Source organism: Chloracidobacterium validum (genome assembly GCF_018304825.1).
GTDB lineage: Bacteria > Acidobacteriota > Blastocatellia > Chloracidobacteriales > Chloracidobacteriaceae > Chloracidobacterium > Chloracidobacterium validum.
Genome location: NZ_CP072648.1, coordinates 1,459,896 through 1,478,503, shown reverse-complemented (window position 1 = coordinate 1,478,503; position 18,608 = coordinate 1,459,896). Strand labels below are relative to the sequence as shown.

The following is an 18,608-nucleotide window of genomic DNA, read 5'->3' as shown; positions in this document are numbered from 1 at the left end:
TTTGCCCAGCCACTTGGCCTCGCCAGTGACTGTGGTCTAATCGCTGAGAAGGGCTATCTTTTTAGGAAGGAAGGAATCGGGATGAAGCGCACATATCAGCCCAACAATCGTAAACGGGCCAAAACGCATGGCTTCCGTGAGCGCATGAAAACCAAGGGTGGGCGCAATGTTCTCAAGCGCCGGCGCGCAAAGGGGCGTAAGCGCTTGACCGTGAAACACTACGGGTTCTGAGCCGCATCTGTGCCCAGTGTGACCCCCGATGTGGCCGACGCCGTGGCCGTTGACGTTGCGCCCAATGTCGAACGCCGTGGCGCGACTCAGGTCTCCTGCCGGTTCACGAAACAGGATCGGCTGTTGGTTCCCCGTGAATTTCAGCGCGTCTATCGCCACGGAAAACAGTTGCACTCTTCGTTCTTCACGATTTTCGTTGTGCCCAATCAACTCGGCCGGACGCGAATTGGCATCACAACCAGCCGCAAGCTGTCCAAGTCGGCCGTGGTGCGCAATCGCTGTCGGCGGCTGATTCGGGAAGTTTTTCGGCGTCAGCGCGCAACGCTGCCGGCAAGTTGGGATATGGTGGTGAACGCCAAGTTTCCGCTGACGACGGCGACGTATGGGCTGATTGAGAAAGAGTTTGCTCGTTTGATGGGAAAGCTTGCCACGTTGACTGAAAGCCGTACGTCGCTACCGGTTGATTGATGGGCGGGTCGAAAACCATGTTGAAACAAGCTGTCTTGGCGGCGATTCGCGCCTATCAATTTTTAATCTCACCGCTCATGCCGCCGATTTGTCGGTTCCAGCCCACCTGCTCGCGCTACACCGCTGAGGCGATTGCTCGGTATGGCGTGGCGCGTGGCGGATGGCTTGGACTTCGGCGACTGGCGCGCTGCCACCCCCTCTGTCAAGGGGGTTACGACCCGGTTCCCGACCTGACCCCTCGGACCGTTGCGCGTGAGTCATCGCGCGCAAAAGGTAGCTCTGTGTCTCGATGATGGAGAAGTCTCGCATCGCCCTTGCTTTTGCACTGTCGCTGACCGTGATGTTGGTCTGGCAGTACTTTTTCGCGCCGCCCCTCCCACCACCGGGCGACCAATCCGTGGCGTCCGTCGCAAGTCCGCCCCCGCCTGCCGAAAACACTCCGCCCGGCGAGTTGCCGTCGGCGTTTTCGGCGATGCCGCCATCTGATGAGCCGGCCCGTGACATTACGGTGGAAACCCGCTTGTGGCGCGCCACGTTTTCAAGCCAAGGCGGCGTGCTCACGCGCTTTGTGATCAAGTCGCTACCCAATGGGCGCGCGCTGCGGGCAAGTGATGGTAAGTCCGAGCTGGAACTGCTGACCACCACCTCCCGGCGCGGCGATGCCGGGACGCCGACGACGGAGCTCGGGGCGGCGTTTGAACTCATTCTGGCTGAGAATCTCGCGTTGACGCAGTATCTCAACAAAAGCCGCTACCAAGTTGCCGGACCTACGGACGACGTGCTGACGGTAGCGGATGGCGAGACGGCTACGCTGACGTTTACGCTGGTGGGCGAGCCGGGTTACCGAGTCGTCAAACGCTATGTGATTCGTGGTGGGCGGTATGACTTTGACTTTGCGGCCGATGTGACGAAAGACGAAGCGGCGCTGCCGGTTTCATTCCGGGTTGGCCCAAACTTTGGGGATCAGATGTTTGCCGATTACGACGGCTATACGCACACACCGCCGCAGGCGGTGACGGTAGTCGGCGGCAATGCCAGTTTTCTGTCGTTTACCTCGATTGATGCCACGCCGCCCGGCGCGAGCAAGCCAACGTATCTGGCAAAGCCAAACACGGCCTGGTGCGCGCTGACCGACCACTACTTTGCGTTTACGGCTATCCCTCCGTCACCAGGTGTTGTGCAACTGAGTCGTCGGGATGCCGTGACCCGCTTTCAGGGGCGGGAGGTCAAGCGTGAATACGCCTTTCTGGACGTGCCAACCACCAACGGCGCCGCCAATGTCATCTACATTGGCCCGAAAGACCGCACGTATTTGGCCTCGGTGAGTAAACTGCTCAAGACGGAGCGTGGCCTGGATGTGGACCTCCGCGAGTTGAACGACTACGGCTGGTTGGCGTTCTTTGTCCGTCCGTTGATTCCCGGACTGGATTGGCTGCTCCGATTTTTTTATGCCCAGACGCAGAATTATGGCTGGGCCATCGTCTTGCTGACCTTCGTGGTCAACATGTTGCTGTTTCCTCTGCGCTGGAAAACGGCGGTTTCCTTCCGCAAGGCAGCCGTCCATGCGCCACGCCACAAGGAACTGGCCGAACGGTTGAAGCGATTGCAAGAACAAAAAGTCAAGATGGACGACCCACGCATGCTGGAGCTCCAGCGCGAGCAGATCCAGCTCATGAAGGAAAGCCTGCCGATCATGGGCTGTCTGCCGATGCTGTTGCAGTTGCCAATCTTTGTGGCGATTTATGTCTATCTTCAGCTCTCGGTTGACCTGCGGCAAGCCCCCTTTATCGGGTGGCTAACTGATTTGTCCATGCCTGACCCGTGGCATGTCTTGCCGGTCGTGCTGTGCGTTACGCAAATTGGACAAAGCTACTTGATGCCCCAGCCACCGGGACCTGAAGACCCGGCCCTGGCTATGCAGCGCAAGATCATCGTGTGGGTGATGCCGATTGTCTTTGCAGCACTGTTTTTCTGGAGTGCGCCCAGCGGTTTGGTGGTCTATTGGATGGCAGGCAACATGATTGGCATCACTCAGCAACTCATCATCAACCGCATGTTGCCGCCAGTGCCTACTGCGCAAGCTTCGGACGCTGCCAAATCAGCCGCCGATGGCCCTGTTGCGGGTGAGAAAGGCAAGAACAAGAAAAAGTTCGATCCCCGCCCGGCATAATCAAAGCGAGCCGCGCTTGGCTGGCGCGAAGCTTGGCTAGCCCAAGCTGAGACGCGGCGACTGCAAATCTAACGCCGATGTCTGACACACTTTTTTCAGAGCTTACGCCAGTTCGTGACGATGATGATTTGACCGGCGTGCTGAATGATTTTTTGATTGGCCTCATTCAGCACAGTGGATGGCGGCTGACCTTCACCCTGAGCGAGCAAGCCGGTGTCTGGCAGATCAACTTCATGGGTGAAGACGCCGGTTTGTTGTTGGCACGAGGGGCTGAAGTGCTCAATGCCATCGAGCACCTCGTTGAGCGCATTCTTGCTCACCATGCGCCGGGCCGCTGGTCAGTTCGTCTCGATGCAAATGGCTACCGCGCCAATCGGGAGCGAGAACTAGTGATGATGGCGCGCACGGCGGCGGAGCAAGTCAGAAAATATCGTCAGCCATTCACGTTCAGTGCCCTGAGTGCGGCTGAGCGTCGGATCATTCACCTGACGCTCGCTGCCGATCCGAGCGTGCGGACGGAAAGCATCGGCTATGGGGACGAGCGGAAAGTCGTTGTCCATCCCGTGTGAGCGCGCGGGGCGGGAGAGGCTTCTGTGGAGACGAGTATGGCATGGTGGCAGCGAATCATTTGGTTGTGCGCTGGGCTGACGCTCACAACTGGATGCATTACGTCGCGCGTGACACTCCCACGCCTGTTGCCGCTCGAACCATCGGTCGCCGCGGCTGATTTAGCCGGACGCATCGCCTACCTTCAGCAAGCGCGGGTCATTCGTGCCGCCGTGCAGTTGCAGTTCACGGATTACCGTGACTCCGGTCGGGGAATCGGCAAGGCGTACCCTTCGGCGAGCGGCGCGTTGGTGCTGCGCCGCCCGGAGTCAATTCGTTTGCAGGTTCAGGCCTCGCTCCTCGGACCCCTTGCCGACATGACGTCAGATGGTGAACGGTTCACGGTTGCCGTGTTCTACCCGACAGATCGGCAGTCGTTCATCCGTGGTTCAAACCACAAAACCTACCGCCTAGCGATGTCAAACCCGGAGCGTCAGTCAGAGACGAGCCAGCAGGACATCAGCGTTTTTGCGAGCCTCCGCCCACAGCATTTGTCCACGCCCCTGTTACCCCCACCGGTTCCACCGGAAACGCCTGAAGTAAGCTGGTCAGTGTTTGAGACACGCCGCGATGAAATGGATAGTAACGGATCGCGTCCCGGATGGGTGACACGCACGTACTACCTGCTTTATGTTGCGCAGCGAAACGAAGCTGGGGTATGGCGTCCACGGTTTGCCTACTGGTTTGACCGAACCCGAACCGGGACGCCGCTGACGCGGCTTGAAGTGTTTGAAGACAATGGCACGTTGAGCACCGTATCGGAGTTTGGTGGGTACGCCGGGCCAGACGGGGCGATGCGGCTGCTGCCGGAGTGGGTGAGGATTTTGCGCCCGGCTGAGGGCTATGCGCTGCGGGTAGCGTTCCAGTCGCCAGAAGTCAACCCTGAGCTGCTGCCGGATGATGTCTTTGTGCTGATGAATGATCGTAATTTGAAAGTTGTTGACCTCGATGCCCAGCCCTGAAGCCTTGTCTGATACTGCTGCCACGCAGCCTGATACCACTGCTCCGCTCATCGTTGCGGTGCAATCCCTCACGATGGTGTACAAAGTGGGGCGGGTCGCCGTACGGGCGTTGGACGGGTTGAACTTCACCGTGCGCCAGGGGGAGTTCGTCTCCATCATTGGACAGTCCGGGTCGGGCAAGTCCACGTTGCTCCATATTCTGGGTGGGCTACTGAGGCCGACCAGTGGTTCAGTCATGATTGATGGGCAGGACCTCGCGGCGGTGAGCGACCAGCAGCGCACTGCCATCCGCCGCCAGAGCATTGGCATCGTATTTCAGCGTTTCAACCTGTTTCCGACGCTTTCGGCTGAGGGCAACTTGCGGCTTGCCGAGCGGATTCGCAGCATCAATGGCAGTGACCCGTCGCATCGCCGTGAACTCCTCCGGTTGCTGAATCTCGAAGAGCGTCTCCACCACAAGCCGCTGGAGTTGTCGGGTGGTGAGCAGCAGCGTGTTGCCGTGGCGCGGGCGCTGATCAATCGTCCCAAGTTGTTGTTGGCGGATGAGCCAACCGGGAACCTCGACAGCGAAAACTCGCAGATTGTCCTGGGCATGCTCCAGCGCCTGAATAAAGAACTACGGCAAACGGTGATCATGATTACGCATAACCCGGAAGCCGCCGCGGTTGGCTCGCGGATTATTTCGATGCGCGACGGCAAAATCATCGCGGACCACCCAAGTCGTACGTCATGAACCAACTCTTTCGTGCCATCAAAGCTGCTGTTTTGTGGAACTACGAGCGCAACTCGTGGCAATATGATGTTTTATGCGTGTTGATCCTGGCCTTCATTTTTTTGATTCCATCAAGCTGGTTTGATGAGCGTCCGGCTGCACGGCGGAAGGCGGCATCACAGTTAGGCAACATTGGTTCCCCAGAGTTCATCAGCATGGCTGAACTAGGGCAAGCCGCCCCGACCAGGACGTTGCAGGCAGCACTTGAAAAAGTGGGTGAAGCCCGGTTGCGACGTCCGGTTCGCGTGCGCCATTTCGAGTATGTAAACGACGTATCGGGGCAGCAAATTGCTGGCTATCACGTTTGGTTTGAATAAAAGCGTCAAGTGTTTAGTAACGACTCAGTGAGACGGAGCAGGAATGATGATGAAGTATGGACGGCGGCAGTGGATGGTTGGCGGGTTTCTGGGCTTGGCAGCGGCTGCCCTGGTGGGCCTTCCTGGTGGTGCTCACGCCGGAGGTGTTGACTTACAGACGGTGATCAAGAACCTACAGGGCGCCAGCCAGCGGTTGAGCGGACTACAGGCGACGGTGACGCACCAGCGCACCAACTCACAGTTAGGGGTGCGCGAGCCACGCCAGGTTGGAACGCTCCGTTTCAGCACCCGGGGCAAGGTTCGTCGCTTACGTATTGACTACACGGAGCCGCAATCCAAGACGGTCGTGGTCAATGGGAATGAAGCCATCTTGATTGAGCCGGCACTCAATCAGGCATTTGTGAGTTCGACAAGTGAGATCGCCAAGAAAACGGCTTCGACGAGTTTGCTCACCGTCCTGACCGATGCGCGTCAACTCTCTGAAAACTTCGATGCATCCCTGGAAGGTGAAGAGACGCTTGACGGACACCTTACGACGAAACTCCTGCTCCGTCCAAAGGGAAAAAGCCAGTACACTCGACTTGAGGTTTGGATCTCTCACCAGACTTGGCTCCCGATCAAGCAAATCCTTCACACGCGCAGTGACTACACGCTGATCCTGCTGACGAATATTCGTCTGCAAGCGATTCCAGAAGGCAGCTTCAAGGTGGATTACAGTAAGTACCGGGTGGTGCGCGGGTGAAACGGTTTCCCGCGTCCGGCAACGAGGCCACGGGCTTCAAATGAGGCCGCGGGTTTTGACCTCAAGGTAACGGTTGACCAGCGCCGGTGAAAGCTGCCCGGTCGGAACATCGAGCGCCAGCCCACCGAGTTCAGTGATTCGGTTCAATGCCTGTTCACGCTGGGCAAGGAGTTCTTCCGCCACCGACTGGGCGTAAACGTCATCGAGCGAGGCTGGTCTTGGCTTGACGAACGCCCGCAAGTCACGGTCGCCGATGGTGACAATCAACGGCAAGTGGCGTGGGATGAGCGACGCCGTGTGCGCGAGCAAGTCGGACGAGGCGTCGGCGTCAACCACATCGGTCAGCAGGATGACCAGCGAGCGCCTTCGGCAATAGCGGTTGATGTGGGCAAATGCCCGCGCATAGCTCGGTTCGAGCATCTGCGGTTGCACATCGTGGAGCAACTCCAGAATCGTACCGAGCTGTCCGGCGCCCGGTTTGGGAGGTAAAAAATCGTCCACCCGTCTGGTGAAGGTCAGTAGCCCGGCCTGGTCGCCGCCGGCGACGGCGACATAAGCCACGGCCAGTGCGGCATTGACCGCATAATCGAGCTTGGTGAAGTTGCCGATGCGAGCGGTCATCAGTCGCCCACAATCAACCATGAGGATGATGCTTTGGCTACGCTCGATTTGATACTGCCGGGTGACAAGCTTGCCGCGCCGCGCCGAAGCGGCCCAGGCCACATGGCGCAGTTCGTCACCCGTCACAAACTCCCGGAGTGATTCAAACTCGCGCCCCTGCCCGCGCAAGCGTTGCCGTCGTTCACCTTGGCGACCCACCCGATAGGCTTCGATGACTTGGCGCTGGGCTGCGCGGAAGTCAGGGTACACCTTGACCGACTCGGCCGCCGGCACTGAAGTCTGCCGCCAGACCAGTCCCCAGGGGCTGAGCAGCCGAACGGCGATGTCCCCGAATTGAAACCGCCCACGCGCCGGCGTCGTCAGTTCATACGCCAGGGCAGCCGTTCCACGCGCTGGGAGGACAAACTGCCCTTCACGGCCCTGAACTTCCATTTCCGGCGGGTGTTCGTCCTTGAGCCATAGCGTCAGCGGCAATGGAGAGTGACTTTTGACTTCAATGGTCACGGTGTTGCCGCTGCCAAGCGCGAAGCGTTCAGCGCAGGTCCGCCGAACCGTGAAGCTCCCCCGCAGCGGCGTGCGTGCTGCGTCAACCAGCGCTGCCCCAATGAGGGCAAGATCGAAGCAGAGTCCGGCCCAGAGCAAGGCTGGGTTGACCCAGCCCAGCGAAAACACGACCAAGCCACCGGTGAAAGCCAGGATGAACCGTGCTGTAAAAACGAAATTCATGGCTTCCCACTACCAGCCGCTGAAGAGCGTGTGCCGAAGAGAGTGTTTTTCTGTTGCGCGGCAACATAGTATCTCGTTGCCACGGACACAACCGCTGCTCCGATAGGTGCGCAGCGGGATGACCGGCAACTGTTTCAAGCGAGTGGAACACTGGACTGTCACCGCCCCGGCAACCATGGCGTACGAATCCATTCGGCGAACGCTGCATCTGACCTCCGATGGTTTGCTCCTGCTCTTCGCGGTAGCGGCGCCGCACTCGATTGCCGGTGCGCAGGGGAGCGCTTTGGGCTTGGCGCTCCTTTGGCTGGCAACGTATTGCCTGCCCAAGACCGACCCCCGCGCCTTGCAATATGGCAGTGGATCGCATGGCGCTGAGTGGTGGCTCCCACTTGGCGTCTTTTTCACACTCTGCTGCGCGTCAGCGCTTACCTCCTATGAAGTTTGGGCCAGCCTGGACGGGCTGCGCAGTCTCGCGTTTCTGGCAACCTGTGGCGTCGTGGCCCACTGGGTGACATCCCGTGGGCAAGCGTGGCGACTGGCCTGCCTTTTGCTGCTGTCGGCGCAAGTTGGGTTGCTGTACACCGCGTATCAATTCGCCAGAGGCGTTGGGGTGCGCCTGGTCGAACTCACCCCAGACTCACCGCTTCACCCGTATTTTCAACCCGGAGACGTGGTCTTACGGGTGGACGGACAACTGGTGCGCACGCCGGAGGACATCGCCCGTCAGGTGCGTCGTGACCAACTTCGACCAGATGTTCCAGTCCTCGTCACTGGGCGGCGGGTGGAGTTGCCGCTGACCGCGCGGCTTGACCGGCTTGCCCTCCAAAGACGGCTTGAATCATCTGGCGTGGCGGGATTGGGTATTCAAGCCAGCGCCCCGGCGCGTGATTTCCGGGCTAGTGGCTTTTTCTCGCACTATGTCACCTATGCCGAAGTACTCCAGATTCTCATTTCGCTGGCGGTTGGTATGGCCTGGCGTACGGCCGGCCGCTGGCGCTGGTGGTTGGTTGGCATGGCCGGGCTGCTGGCGCTGGCGCTGTGGCTGACGCTCTCCCGTGGGCCGACCGGTGGCTTGATTGTCAGCGTGGGCGTTGTGCTGTACTTGCTCTGGCGCGAAGGAACGCTCGGTACGCAGCGGGTCGTGGTGGGGGTGGTCATTGCCGGCATCCTGGTGTCGAGCGCCCTAGCCTATGCTTACGCCATCCGCCGGATGGCGGTGGTGGACGCCCGTGAGGGAAGCCTGTTCTGGCGACTCGTGGTTTGGCAGGAAGGTGTCGAGCTTGTGGCCCGGCATCCTTGGTTTGGCATTGGACGCCACAGCGACAAGCTTCACGCCGCCGAGTGGGGACTGTATGCCGCAGGCGATTTGCCGCCAGGTCATTTTCACAACACGTATTTGCAGGTGGCCGTGTGGTACGGACTTCCGGCGCTGGCCGCCTACATCTGGTTGCTGCTGACCTATTTCAGTCAGCTCATTCAGCGCGTCCGTGATGGCATTGCGCTCGGCGCGCTTGGCGCACTGGCTGGCTTTGCCGCCAGCGGCATCGCCCATTTCAATCTCGGCGATGGCGAAGTCGCCATGATGCTATGGTTCGTCCTTGGTTTGGCGCTCGGGCCACGCGATGCGGTGGCCACGACGGCTGTCCCACTGCCAACAGAAGTGGATGGAACAGTTCCATCCGGCAAACGTTTCACATAGGATGCCCGATGGCGAACGCCTATCTGCTGGGTGCAGTTGCGCCAAAACATTTTTTGATATTGGAGCTTTGCGTGTGAAGGTCCTATCGCTCCTGCGGGGTTTGACCGCAAGTGTCACGTTGTTGGTCGGTGTGAGTTTTTTTCCTGGGCCGGCCATCAACCAGGCGGTGTTGGTGTTTGCCCAGGAAGCCGTCGTCATAGATGAAACGCTCGCCAGCGTCAACAAGGAACTGATCACCCGTTCGATGCTGCGCCGCGCTGAAAATGCCCTGCGGCGTGATCTTCAGGAACAATTCCCAAATGACCCTGCCAAGCAAGAAGAAGTCTTTGCGCGGTTGCAGCCGCGTCTGCTCGTCAGCTTGATTGACGAGCGCCTCATTGCACAGCGCGCCGAAGAAATGGGCGTGATGCCGGAGATCGAGGCCCAGATCAACGCCACGATTCTCGAACTCTGCAAGCAAAACAACCTCGAAAACCTCGACGCTTGCCGCGCCGCTATGGAGCGTCAGGGATTGACCATGGAGGATATTCGCTCGAGCTACCGTGGCCAGTTCATGCGGCAGGCGGTGTATGGGCAAGATGTGTACAGCGTGTTGGTTGAGCAAATCACCAATCGTGAGGCCGAGGAGTATTACCGCGCGCACGCTACGGATTTCACCGAAGCGGGAGAGATTGAAATCAGTGAAATCTACATTGCTTTCACGCCAGAGCTACAGGCGGCGGCTGAAGCGCGGGCGCGACAGGCCTACAGCGAACTCAAGGCCGGTAAGCCCTTTGCAGATGTGGCGCAAGCCTTCTCGGATGAAAAGCGCGCTTCGCGGGCAACCGGCGGTAAGCTTCCACCCTATAAAGATGATCAGTTAGCCGAGGAGTTCAAGGCGGAACTCGACAAGCTCAAGCCTGGTGAGATGACACCCATCTTGAAGCTGGAGAAGGCCTATCAAATCCTGCGGCTCGACGCGCGCCGGCCGCCACAGGTCAAGCCTTTTTCAGAAGTCCGTGAACTGGTCAAGCGAATGATCGCGCAGCAGCGCGCCGATGCCAAAATCAAGGCGTATTTGCGCGATCTGCGCGCCAAGGCGCTCATCCGTCTTGCCGATCCCTACCGCAACGTGCTCGTTGAAGCTGAAAAGGCTGACGAAAGTGAGCCGTCAGCCCAACCACGGAAGGACAGTTGAAGCGTCCGTCAAGTGTAAGTGTCGCGCGCCCGATACGTTTCGCCCCGGCATCGGATGGCTGGGCATTTGAGCGAGAATTTGGCCGGGCGCGACCCAACACCCCGAGGAGATATGTATGCTTGAGTACGTTCGGCTTGGGGCGTAGATTGGAAGTACGTCCTCCCCAAAGCTTCCCCTCTGTTGAGCTACTTATGCCTACTGCGCTTGACCCACCTCCGGCCACGCTCGATACCTCAGCTATGAACAAAAAACTTGGTGATTACCTCAGGGAATACGGCGGGCCATTACCAACCCAGGATACGCTTGCCCTATTTCTTGGTATTGCCAAGGTCGTCAATGGCATGCATGAGCAGTTTGCTTTTTATGGAAGCGAGTTGCGTGTCGAAAACATCATTTTGAGCAACGAGCAACCACTCCGGGTTCTGGATTGTGGCATCCCGCAGTCGCGCTTGGCGGCAACATCGCCGACACCGGATGAAGTCGAACGAGGCATCCGCCGCGATATTCACCAACTTGGCGCGATTTTGTATCACTTGGCGACTGGACAACCTGCGCCGGAGCGTCGTTCGACCTATAACTTTCGCACTGATTTCGATGAAGCTTCAGACTTGCCACCGGTGCCTGACCCACGTACTGCGCATCCTGCCGTCTCGCTTGAGATTGCGCGTCTCGTGGCCAAGGCAACAGCCCGTGATGCGCAAAGCCAAGCAAAACGGATTGGTGAGCTGCTAGAACTGCTCGATGCCCAAGCTGAAACAAAACCTGACATCGAAGCCCCTGCGGCAAGGCCGTCGTTGTCACTACCGGCGTCGTCAGCCGAACCTGCTGCTCCGTCTGGGAACGAGCCGCCGGCGCGGCGTGAAGCCAAGGTGACGCTGGCAAGGCGGGCCTTGCCTGTGGTCTCTGAGCGGACCGGTTTTGTCATGAATGAAGCCACGCTGAAAGCTGACGCCCCCACCCCATCTGCACCATCCACCTTGGTGGAGGGCTTGGCCCAGGCATTTGCTGACTTGAGTGGCACCGGCGAGCGCCCGACTGGCAAGGGATTTCGGTTTTTTTTAGCTGGCGTAAGCGGTTTGCTGCTGCTGGTCGTGAGCCTCGTGACCTACCGCATCGTTGAGAAGTTTTTCCTGGGCGGGGGGCAGGGCGCGGCGACCCGTCCCAATATCGAGGCCATCCGGCGGGAGGCCGAAATGGCGAATCGTCCCAAGCTTGTCCCGACGGTGGCGCCAGACGACATCAGCGCTGCCCGTCCGCCGCTCGTGGCCGTTAAGGGCGGCACATTTGAGATGGGCAGCCTGGATGGGCAGCCGGATGAGCAGCCGGTGCGGCGGGTCACCTTGTCCGACTTTGAGATTGGTAAGTACGAGGTGACCAACGCCCAGTACAAGGCCTTTTGCGATGCCACTCGCCGCCCCTACCCAGAAGAGCCAAACTTTGCCAAGTTGCGCAACTACTTTCTGGATTACCCAACCCATCCGGTCGTTCGGGTCAGTTGGGACGACGCCAATGCCTATTGTGTGTGGTTGAGCGAGCAGACTGGTGATTTGTACCGCCTTCCCACCGAAGCCGAATGGGAATATGTGGCCCGCGATAGCCCGATTGGCTGGGATAGCTACAATAGTGGGGGTGCTCCGCATGAAGTCGGCACCAGCGTCCCGAATGCGCTGGGCATCTATGACCTCATGGGCAATGTGTGGGAGTGGTGCGCCGATTGGTATGGACCTTACCCGACCGAGCCGCAAACCAACCCGAAGGGACTGCCCCGCGGAACGCACAAGGTGCTGCGCGGTTGTTCATGGTATTTTAGTACCGTTCCGTGTCGGACAACCTCGCGGTTTCGTTTTGATCCGACCTTGAACTACTGGTTCAACGGTGGGTTTCGAGTCGTTCGGGCGCGCCACTGACGATGGCGCTCAAGATTGGCCATCACGCCCCCGTTGGACGATTTATCTCCGCATGTTTCAAGTCACTTGAGCAAGTATGGGCTTGTTTGACCAAATCCGAAGCACTCGTGAGCAGGTATCCAATGTTCAGGATGCCACGATTCTGGGGGCCGCCGTTGAACAGTGTGAGCGAATCCTGCAAAGCGATCCCAACCATCTCCCGACCTTGCAAGAGCTAGGGCGGCTTTACCAAGAACAGGGGCAAAACCAAAAGGCGTGCAGCATTTTTTGTCAGGCTGGAGAGATTGCCACGGCACAGGGGCAAACTGAGCAGGCACTGATGAACTATCGCAAGGCCGAGCGTTTTGCCGCAGGCGACTTGCGGCTTGACCTCTGGCATAAGCTTTTCACGTTGAGCTACAAGCTGCGTCGCTACGACGAGGCTTTCGAGCGTGCCAAGCAAATCGTCGAAACCCTGGTTGAACGCGGGGCTGTCAAGCGGGCAACCAACTTCCTCACCACCTTGCCCGACTTGGGCGCGAAAGACACCGAGTATCGGCAGTATTTGGAGGGATTGGCAGGGGTTGTTCCCCGGCAGTCCGGGAGCAGTGAACCGGCCGCTGGAACCTGGCGTCGGGCGACAGCGACGGTACGCAGCGCAGATGAATACTTTCCTGGACAAACCATTTTGATTGTAGATGATGAGCCAGAGTTACTCAGCATTCTTGAAGCGTCCCTGCGGACGTTGGGGGCGCGCATCATCACGGCTTCCAACGGCCACGTTGCTTGCGAAAAGGTCAAGAAATACACACCATCGCTCATCATCAGCGACCTCGCCATGCCGGGTATGGATGGCAGTCAGTTTTTTGAGTGGGTCAGGTCGCAGCCTGAGTTTGCCCGCGTGCCCTTTGTGTGCCTGTCGGCGGTTGGTTCTGAGGTTGAACGGGTGGCGGCCTTTGAAATGGGCGTGGAGGACTACTGGACGAAACCTTTTCATCCCACTGAGATTCGCTATCGCGTCAAGCATTTGCTGCGGCGGATTCGGCGGCCGGTGGATTTCCAGGGCAAGCTGTCACAAGTCAACTTGGCTGAGATTGTGCAGATTCTGGAATCTGGACGCCGGACCGGCTTGCTCACCATCGAGTCCGACACGGAACAAGCGTACCTGTATTTTCGGGATGGCTTGATTCTCAACGCGGAAGTCGGGCCACGTTCCGGGGAGCGGGCCGTGTTTCATATCGTGGGTTGGACCAGTGGTGATTTTGCCTTTTGTGCCATGCCCATGTTTCGTGAGAAAGTCATTCAGCTTTCGCCACAGGCGCTATTGATGGAAGCCTTTCGGCGGTTCGACGAGGTGGAACGCCTGTTGGCCGAGATGCCGCACAAGGACGAGCGGTTTATCTGCGGGTCTAATTTTACACAAGCTCCAGAGGTCGCCGAACAGTTGGCGCAGGGCGGGGAGTTCGTTGCCAGCCTAGAAGCCATCCGCCGACTCTTTGACGGCACCCAAACGCTGGAAGCCTGCTGCCGCAGCTTGCGCGACGACCTTGAAACACTACTTCTGGTGCGTGGACTGATTGACCGTGGATTGCTCGTGCCGGTCCGTCCGTAGTGCTGGCGAGCCTTGCCCTGAGGTGAGGCTATTTTGAGGGGAGCCAGGGCATGCTATGTTGGGGACACCCTCCAAATGCTTGATGAAGGGAGCTTCGCCTTCCAGTCCAGTCCGCTCCGGCGGCGCGTTCTGGACTGGCACGCAGTGACGACCGGCCATGGGATTATTTGATCGTATTCTCAATGCTCGAACCCAGGTTGCCAACTTGCTTGACAGCGCCAAGCTCAATAGCGTCATCGAGCGTCATGAGCGCGAGTTGATGAATGAACCACGCAACTTGGCGGCGCTCCAGGAACTGAGCTTGCTCTATCAAGAGCGCGGTGAGCCACACAAGGCTTGCGAAGCCATGTGTCGCTCCGCCGCGGTGTATCTCGACCGGCAGGACTTCGAGCAGGCCCTGCTGTGTTATCGCAAAGCCGAGCGGATTGCTTCGGGCGAAATGCGCCTCGACGTTTGGCGCAAGCTCTTTGACATCAACTACCGCCTACGCCGGTATGAGGAAGCGTTTGGACGCGCAAGGCAGATTGTTGAACACCTGATGGAACTGGGCGATTCAGCGCGGGCCGTTGATTTTGTCAATGCGATGCCCGAGCTTGGACAAAAAGACATTCTCTATCGGCGCGAAATAAAGCTTCTGGTGGGACTCGAAGCTGACAACATTGCCACGGTTGGGTCAGTCTCTGGAACTTGGCAGCGCAAACAGGCCACGGTTCGTGATCCAGATGAGTATTTCCCAGAGCTGACCATACTGATTGTGGATGACGAGCCGGGCATTCTGAATGTTTTGGAGACGAGTTTACGGGCGCTGGGATGTCAGATTCTCACGGCGGCTAATGGGCGGATTGCCTGTGACCTGATCAAGGCGCATCAACCGGCAATCATCATCAGCGACCTCAACATGCCGGAAATGGATGGCAGCCAGCTTTTTGAGTGGCTTCGCTCACAGCCTGACCACATGCACGTTCCCTTTGTGTGCCTTTCCTCCGCCGACAGCGAAGCCGAGCGCATGGCGGCCTTTGACATGGGGGTTGAGGATTACTGGTCAAAGCCCTTCCGACCGATGGAGGTGCGGCACCGTGTCAAGCGTTTGTTGAAGCGAGTGCGTCCACCGGTGGATTTGCAGGGCAAGCTGTCACAGGTCAGTTTGCCGGAAGTTGTGCAGATGCTTGAAACCGGCCGCCGGACTGGGCTTCTACTACTGACTCACCAATCGGAAGAAGCCAAGCTGTATTTTCGGGACGGTTCGATTCTGGATGTGGAATACGGGGCGGCACGCGCTGAACGGGCGTTCTTTCGCTTGGTGGGTTGGACAACGGGCAACTTCACCTTCCGCTCGGTTGCCGTGAACCGCGAGCCGGTCATGAGCCTGAATCCGCAGCAGTTGCTGATGGAAGCCTTTCGGCGGTTTGACGAAGTCGAGCATATCATTGCTGAGTTGCCCGCCCGTGACCAGACCTTCATCTGTGGCGATGCCTTTGACCGGGCCCCGGAGGTAGCTGACCAAATCGCCCAGGAAGGGGAGTTTGCCGCCAACATCGAGCGCGTCCGCCAGCTTTTCGACGGCTCCCGGACCCTTGACCAGTGCTGTGATGAGCTGCGTGACGATCTGGAAACCCTCCTACTTGTCCAAGAACTCATTGCCCAGAAACTGCTCGTGCCCGGCCAGGTCATCGAGCTGTAGCACTATCCAAGCTTCTTGAGCAGGGCACTGGCTTCGCGTTTGTAACCCTCGTCCTCCCGTTCATGGTGCTTGGAAAGTGGAGCGTCCAGAATCCACTGAATATGGTGTTTTGCTTTTTTCTTGTCGCCCAGTGAGAGATAACACTCGGCAATATACATATGGTTGAGATAAAACTTCGGGCCGAATTCGAGGGCAGCTTCAAAGCACTCGATGGCCTTGCGTTTGTCGCCAATTGAGACCGGCCAGCCCGGCACTTTGTCATAGATGCGACCCAGCACCCGCCAGGGGCCGCCATAGAAGTATGACTCGTCAATTTCAATGACGCGCTCGGCACAGCGTTGAATTGGCTTGATGAGTGACAGGCTTTTCAAGATACCTTTTTCGTTGCCATACATCCCGTAGTTGACAGCCAGCCAGAAGTTGCCTTCGAGGGCATTCGGGTTGATGGCAGTCGCCTCTTCCCCATACTCGACACCCTGCTTGAAGAGGGCGAGCTTATCTCTGGCCGGGGCTGTTTCTCCTCGCCAGTAGTAGATTTCGGCGAGAAGTCCATAAGCCCAGTCACACTGCCGATCTTTTTCCAACAAGGCAGCCAAGGTATCTTCGGCTTGGTCGAGATTGTCATCGGCCAGTTCCCGTTCATTGATAAGTTTGCGCACTTTTGAAAAGACGGCTTTATGCTTCATGGCAACTCCGACGCTGGACGAAATGACTGGTTTCCGAAAGTATAAGCCAACTATAGCGAAGTTGCGTCACTCCGAGTATGGACTTTCTCCTGAGATGAGCGTGGCAAGTGGAGCAGAGGCAGCCAGATGAAAGCTTTGAACGTGATTCACGCGGCTTGTCCGCACGATTGCCCGGATACGTGTGCCATAGCCGTGACGGTGGATGGCAACGGGCCAGAGCGGCGCGCCATTAAGGTAGAAGGCAGTGCCGAACATGCCGACACTGCCGGGTTTTTGTGCGCGAAAGTGTCAAAGTACCTTGAGCGGGTGTATGACCCCCGCCGAGTGCTCTATCCGCTGCGGCGCATCGGGCAGAAAGGTGAGGCGAAATTTGCCCGGATCACCTGGGATGAAGCGATTGCCGACATCACTTCCCGCTGGAAAACGCTCATTGAGCGCTACGGTCCAACCTGTATTTTGCCGTATAGCTACGCCGGCACCATGGGACTGGTTCAGGGGCAGGGGATGGACCGGCGGTTTTTTCACTACTTGGGAGCGTCGCAGTTGGCACGAACCATTTGCGCTACGGCCGGGGCCGCCGGCTACAAGGCGACCATTGGCGCAAGCATTGGGATCGAGGCGCGTCATTTTGCTGAAGCCAAGCTCATCCTCATTTGGGGAAGCAATCCAGTAACTTCAAACGTTCACTTATGGCGCTACGTGCTGGAGGCCAAAAAGCGCGGTGCGCGCGTAGTGACGATTGACCCGTACCGCACCCGAACGGCCGCTGCCTCGGATGAACACTTGGCCATCATACCGGGCACGGATGCCGCGTTGGCGCTGGCAATGATGCGCGTCATCGTGGACGCGGGATGGCACGACACGGATTATGTTGACCGCTACACGCTTGGCTTCGATGCACTGCGCGAGCGCCTGGAGTCCTATGCTCCGTCCACCGTGGCGCCCATTGTCGGATTGGATGAGGCGGCAATCGTTCGGTTGGCGCGTGAATATGCCCAGACACAGCCGAGTGCCATCCGTGTCAACTATGGATTACAGCGTCATGCCGGAGGTGGCATGGCCGTGCGTGCTATTGCTTGCTTGCCGGCGTTGGTCGGTGCCTGGCGACATCCGGCCGGTGGGATTTTGCTCTCAACCTCGGGAACTTTTCCGCTCAACTACGCCGCTCTGGAGCGACCTGACTGGATTCCGCCGGGGACGCGCACCATCAACATGACGCGCTTGGGCGAAGCGTTGACGAATCGGGATGAGGCGGGTCGCCCAGCCGGATTCGATCCACCAGTGATGGGGCTTTACGTCTATAATTCAAACCCAGCGGCCATTGCGCCCGATCAAAATCAAGTACTGGCCGGGTTGCGGCGCGAAGACCTGTTCACGGTCGTGCATGAACAGTTTTTTACGGATACGACGGATTACGCCGACATCGTGCTGCCGGCGACCACGCAGCTCGAGCACATGGATATTGTCAAGCCATATGGGCATCTGTCGCTGATGTTCAACGAGCCGGCGATTGCTCCGTTGGGTGAGGCAAAGTCGAATTCCGATGTGTTTCGGCTGCTTGCCCAAGCCATGGGGTATGAAGAGCCGGCGCTTTATGAAAGCGATGAGCAACTCATCCGGGCCGTGCTGGATGTGCGTCACCCGTGGATGGAAGGCATAACCTTCGAGCGGCTGCGCGCTGAAGGCCACGTGCGGCTGAATGTCCCGACACCATTTGCGCCATTTGCGGAAGGTGGGTTTTTCACACCTTCAGGCAAGTGTGAGTTCTACTCGGAAAGCTTGTCCCGGCAGGGGCTGGACCCGCTGCCGACCTATCTTCCGCCACGTGAGAACCGACTGAGCAATCCAGAGCGAGCCGCTATCTACCCACTGGCGTTGATCTCGCCACCAGCGCACAACTTTCTCAACTCAACATTTGTCAATCAGGACTCACTCCGCCGAGTTGAAAAAGAACCCATCGTTGAGCTGCACCCGACCGATGCCCTGCCACGCGGCATTCTGGATGGTCAGATGGTGCGGGTGTTCAATGACCGGGGGGAGTTTCAAGTGCGCGCCAGGCTGTCTGAGCGAATCCGTCCGGGTGTTGCTTACGCCCCAGGCATTTGGTGGGCAAAGTTCAGCCCGGATGGGCGCAACGTCAATGCCGTGACTGGGCAGGCGCTTACCGACTTGGGCGCCGGCGCAACGTTTTACGATGCTCTGGTGGACATCGAGCCGCTTGAACGCTGCCCATGAGTGCCTGAAAAACATTG

At 58.5% G+C, this 18,608-nt stretch carries 17 protein-coding genes; 15 read left to right on the top strand and 2 right to left on the bottom strand.

Annotation, left to right across the window (positions count from 1 at the left end):
- Positions 1–81: 81 nt before the first annotated feature.
- The 9 genes from rpmH (at position 82) to J8C06_RS06115 (ending at position 6,268) form a co-directional block, all read left to right on the top strand.
- On the top strand, positions 82–231 hold the full coding sequence (gene rpmH / locus J8C06_RS06155; protein WP_014099211.1) for a 50S ribosomal protein L34: 150 nt from the start codon (positions 82–84) through the stop codon (positions 229–231).
- Between the two features lie 9 nt (positions 232–240).
- On the top strand, positions 241–699 hold the full coding sequence (gene rnpA, locus J8C06_RS06150) for a ribonuclease P protein component (protein ID WP_211427851.1): 459 nt from the start codon (positions 241–243) through the stop codon (positions 697–699).
- Entirely contained in the window at positions 699–992 is a 294-nt protein-coding gene (yidD, locus tag J8C06_RS06145) for a membrane protein insertion efficiency factor YidD (protein WP_455423682.1), read from the top strand. The genes rnpA and yidD overlap by 1 nt, the downstream gene beginning before the upstream one ends.
- On the top strand, positions 989–2,869 hold the full coding sequence (yidC, locus tag J8C06_RS06140) for a membrane protein insertase YidC (protein WP_211427850.1): 1,881 nt from the start codon (positions 989–991) through the stop codon (positions 2,867–2,869). Before yidD ends, yidC begins: the two co-directional genes overlap by 4 nt.
- 77 nt (positions 2,870–2,946) lie before the next feature.
- Positions 2,947–3,438, top strand: coding sequence for a Jag family protein (locus J8C06_RS06135; protein ID WP_211427849.1), 492 nt, complete (start codon positions 2,947–2,949; stop codon positions 3,436–3,438).
- 36 nt (positions 3,439–3,474) lie between these two features.
- A complete protein-coding gene (locus J8C06_RS06130) occupies positions 3,475–4,437 on the top strand; it encodes a hypothetical protein (RefSeq protein WP_211427848.1) in 963 nt (320 codons plus the stop codon).
- Positions 4,424–5,170, top strand: a complete 747-nt coding sequence (locus J8C06_RS06125) for an ABC transporter ATP-binding protein (RefSeq protein ID WP_455423681.1) — start codon at positions 4,424–4,426, stop codon at positions 5,168–5,170. The genes J8C06_RS06130 and J8C06_RS06125 overlap by 14 nt, the downstream gene beginning before the upstream one ends.
- Positions 5,167–5,526 (top strand): hypothetical protein, encoded by a 360-nt coding sequence (locus J8C06_RS06120; RefSeq protein ID WP_211427847.1) that lies wholly within the window; start codon positions 5,167–5,169, stop codon positions 5,524–5,526. Before J8C06_RS06125 ends, J8C06_RS06120 begins: the two co-directional genes overlap by 4 nt.
- Positions 5,527–5,569: 43 nt before the next feature.
- Positions 5,570–6,268: a LolA family protein gene (locus J8C06_RS06115; protein WP_211427846.1), complete on the top strand. Its 699-nt coding sequence runs from the start codon at positions 5,570–5,572 to the stop codon at positions 6,266–6,268.
- Positions 6,269–6,304: 36 nt separating this feature from the next.
- On the opposite strand, the gene J8C06_RS06110 is transcribed toward J8C06_RS06115, so the two are convergent.
- A complete protein-coding gene (locus J8C06_RS06110; RefSeq protein ID WP_211427845.1) occupies positions 6,305–7,615 on the bottom strand; it encodes a DUF58 domain-containing protein in 1,311 nt (436 codons plus the stop codon).
- Between the two features lie 118 nt (positions 7,616–7,733).
- Here J8C06_RS06110 and J8C06_RS06105 point away from each other — a divergent pair, with 118 nt between their 5' ends.
- The 5 genes from J8C06_RS06105 (at position 7,734) to J8C06_RS06085 (ending at position 15,670) form a co-directional block, all read left to right on the top strand.
- Positions 7,734–9,314 (top strand): O-antigen ligase family protein, encoded by a 1,581-nt coding sequence (locus J8C06_RS06105; protein ID WP_211427844.1) that lies wholly within the window; start codon positions 7,734–7,736, stop codon positions 9,312–9,314.
- A gap of 73 nt (positions 9,315–9,387) precedes the next feature.
- Positions 9,388–10,491, top strand: a complete 1,104-nt coding sequence (locus J8C06_RS06100; protein ID WP_211427843.1) for a peptidyl-prolyl cis-trans isomerase — start codon at positions 9,388–9,390, stop codon at positions 10,489–10,491.
- Between the two features lie 191 nt (positions 10,492–10,682).
- The gene (locus J8C06_RS06095; protein ID WP_211427842.1) at positions 10,683–12,398 is read left to right on the top strand and encodes an SUMF1/EgtB/PvdO family nonheme iron enzyme; all 1,716 of its coding nucleotides are present in this window, start codon (positions 10,683–10,685) and stop codon (positions 12,396–12,398) included.
- A gap of 76 nt (positions 12,399–12,474) precedes the next feature.
- Positions 12,475–13,989 (top strand): DUF4388 domain-containing protein, encoded by a 1,515-nt coding sequence (locus J8C06_RS06090; RefSeq protein WP_211427841.1) that lies wholly within the window; start codon positions 12,475–12,477, stop codon positions 13,987–13,989.
- A 157-nt stretch (positions 13,990–14,146) separates the two neighbouring features.
- Complete coding sequence (locus J8C06_RS06085) at positions 14,147–15,670, top strand: response regulator (protein ID WP_211427840.1); 1,524 nt, start codon at positions 14,147–14,149, stop codon at positions 15,668–15,670.
- A gap of 2 nt (positions 15,671–15,672) precedes the next feature.
- On the opposite strand, the gene J8C06_RS06080 is transcribed toward J8C06_RS06085, so the two are convergent.
- Positions 15,673–16,356, bottom strand: coding sequence for a tetratricopeptide repeat protein (locus J8C06_RS06080; RefSeq protein ID WP_211427839.1), 684 nt, complete (start codon positions 16,354–16,356; stop codon positions 15,673–15,675).
- A 126-nt stretch (positions 16,357–16,482) separates the two neighbouring features.
- Here J8C06_RS06080 and J8C06_RS06075 point away from each other — a divergent pair, with 126 nt between their 5' ends.
- Entirely contained in the window at positions 16,483–18,591 is a 2,109-nt protein-coding gene (locus tag J8C06_RS06075; protein WP_211427838.1) for a molybdopterin-containing oxidoreductase family protein, read from the top strand.
- The last annotated feature ends 17 nt before the right edge of the window (positions 18,592–18,608 follow it).

Coding starts and splice junctions, on each gene's coding strand:
- J8C06_RS06110 (WP_211427845.1), bottom strand. CDS start 7,615: ATGAATTTCGTTTTTACAGCACGGTTCATCCTGGCTTTCACCGGTGGC.
- yidD (WP_455423682.1), top strand. CDS start 699: ATGGGCGGGTCGAAAACCATGTTGAAACAAGCTGTCTTGGCGGCGATT.
- J8C06_RS06075 (WP_211427838.1), top strand. CDS start 16,483: ATGAAAGCTTTGAACGTGATTCACGCGGCTTGTCCGCACGATTGCCCG.
- J8C06_RS06095 (WP_211427842.1), top strand. CDS start 10,683: ATGCCTACTGCGCTTGACCCACCTCCGGCCACGCTCGATACCTCAGCT.
- J8C06_RS06090 (WP_211427841.1), top strand. CDS start 12,475: ATGGGCTTGTTTGACCAAATCCGAAGCACTCGTGAGCAGGTATCCAAT.
- yidC (WP_211427850.1), top strand. CDS start 989: ATGATGGAGAAGTCTCGCATCGCCCTTGCTTTTGCACTGTCGCTGACC.
- J8C06_RS06115 (WP_211427846.1), top strand. CDS start 5,570: ATGATGATGAAGTATGGACGGCGGCAGTGGATGGTTGGCGGGTTTCTG.
- J8C06_RS06135 (WP_211427849.1), top strand. CDS start 2,947: ATGTCTGACACACTTTTTTCAGAGCTTACGCCAGTTCGTGACGATGAT.
- J8C06_RS06080 (WP_211427839.1), bottom strand. CDS start 16,356: ATGAAGCATAAAGCCGTCTTTTCAAAAGTGCGCAAACTTATCAATGAA.
- J8C06_RS06125 (WP_455423681.1), top strand. CDS start 4,424: ATGCCCAGCCCTGAAGCCTTGTCTGATACTGCTGCCACGCAGCCTGAT.
- J8C06_RS06085 (WP_211427840.1), top strand. CDS start 14,147: ATGGGATTATTTGATCGTATTCTCAATGCTCGAACCCAGGTTGCCAAC.
- J8C06_RS06120 (WP_211427847.1), top strand. CDS start 5,167: ATGAACCAACTCTTTCGTGCCATCAAAGCTGCTGTTTTGTGGAACTAC.
- J8C06_RS06130 (WP_211427848.1), top strand. CDS start 3,475: ATGGCATGGTGGCAGCGAATCATTTGGTTGTGCGCTGGGCTGACGCTC.
- rpmH (WP_014099211.1), top strand. CDS start 82: ATGAAGCGCACATATCAGCCCAACAATCGTAAACGGGCCAAAACGCAT.
- J8C06_RS06105 (WP_211427844.1), top strand. CDS start 7,734: ATGACCGGCAACTGTTTCAAGCGAGTGGAACACTGGACTGTCACCGCC.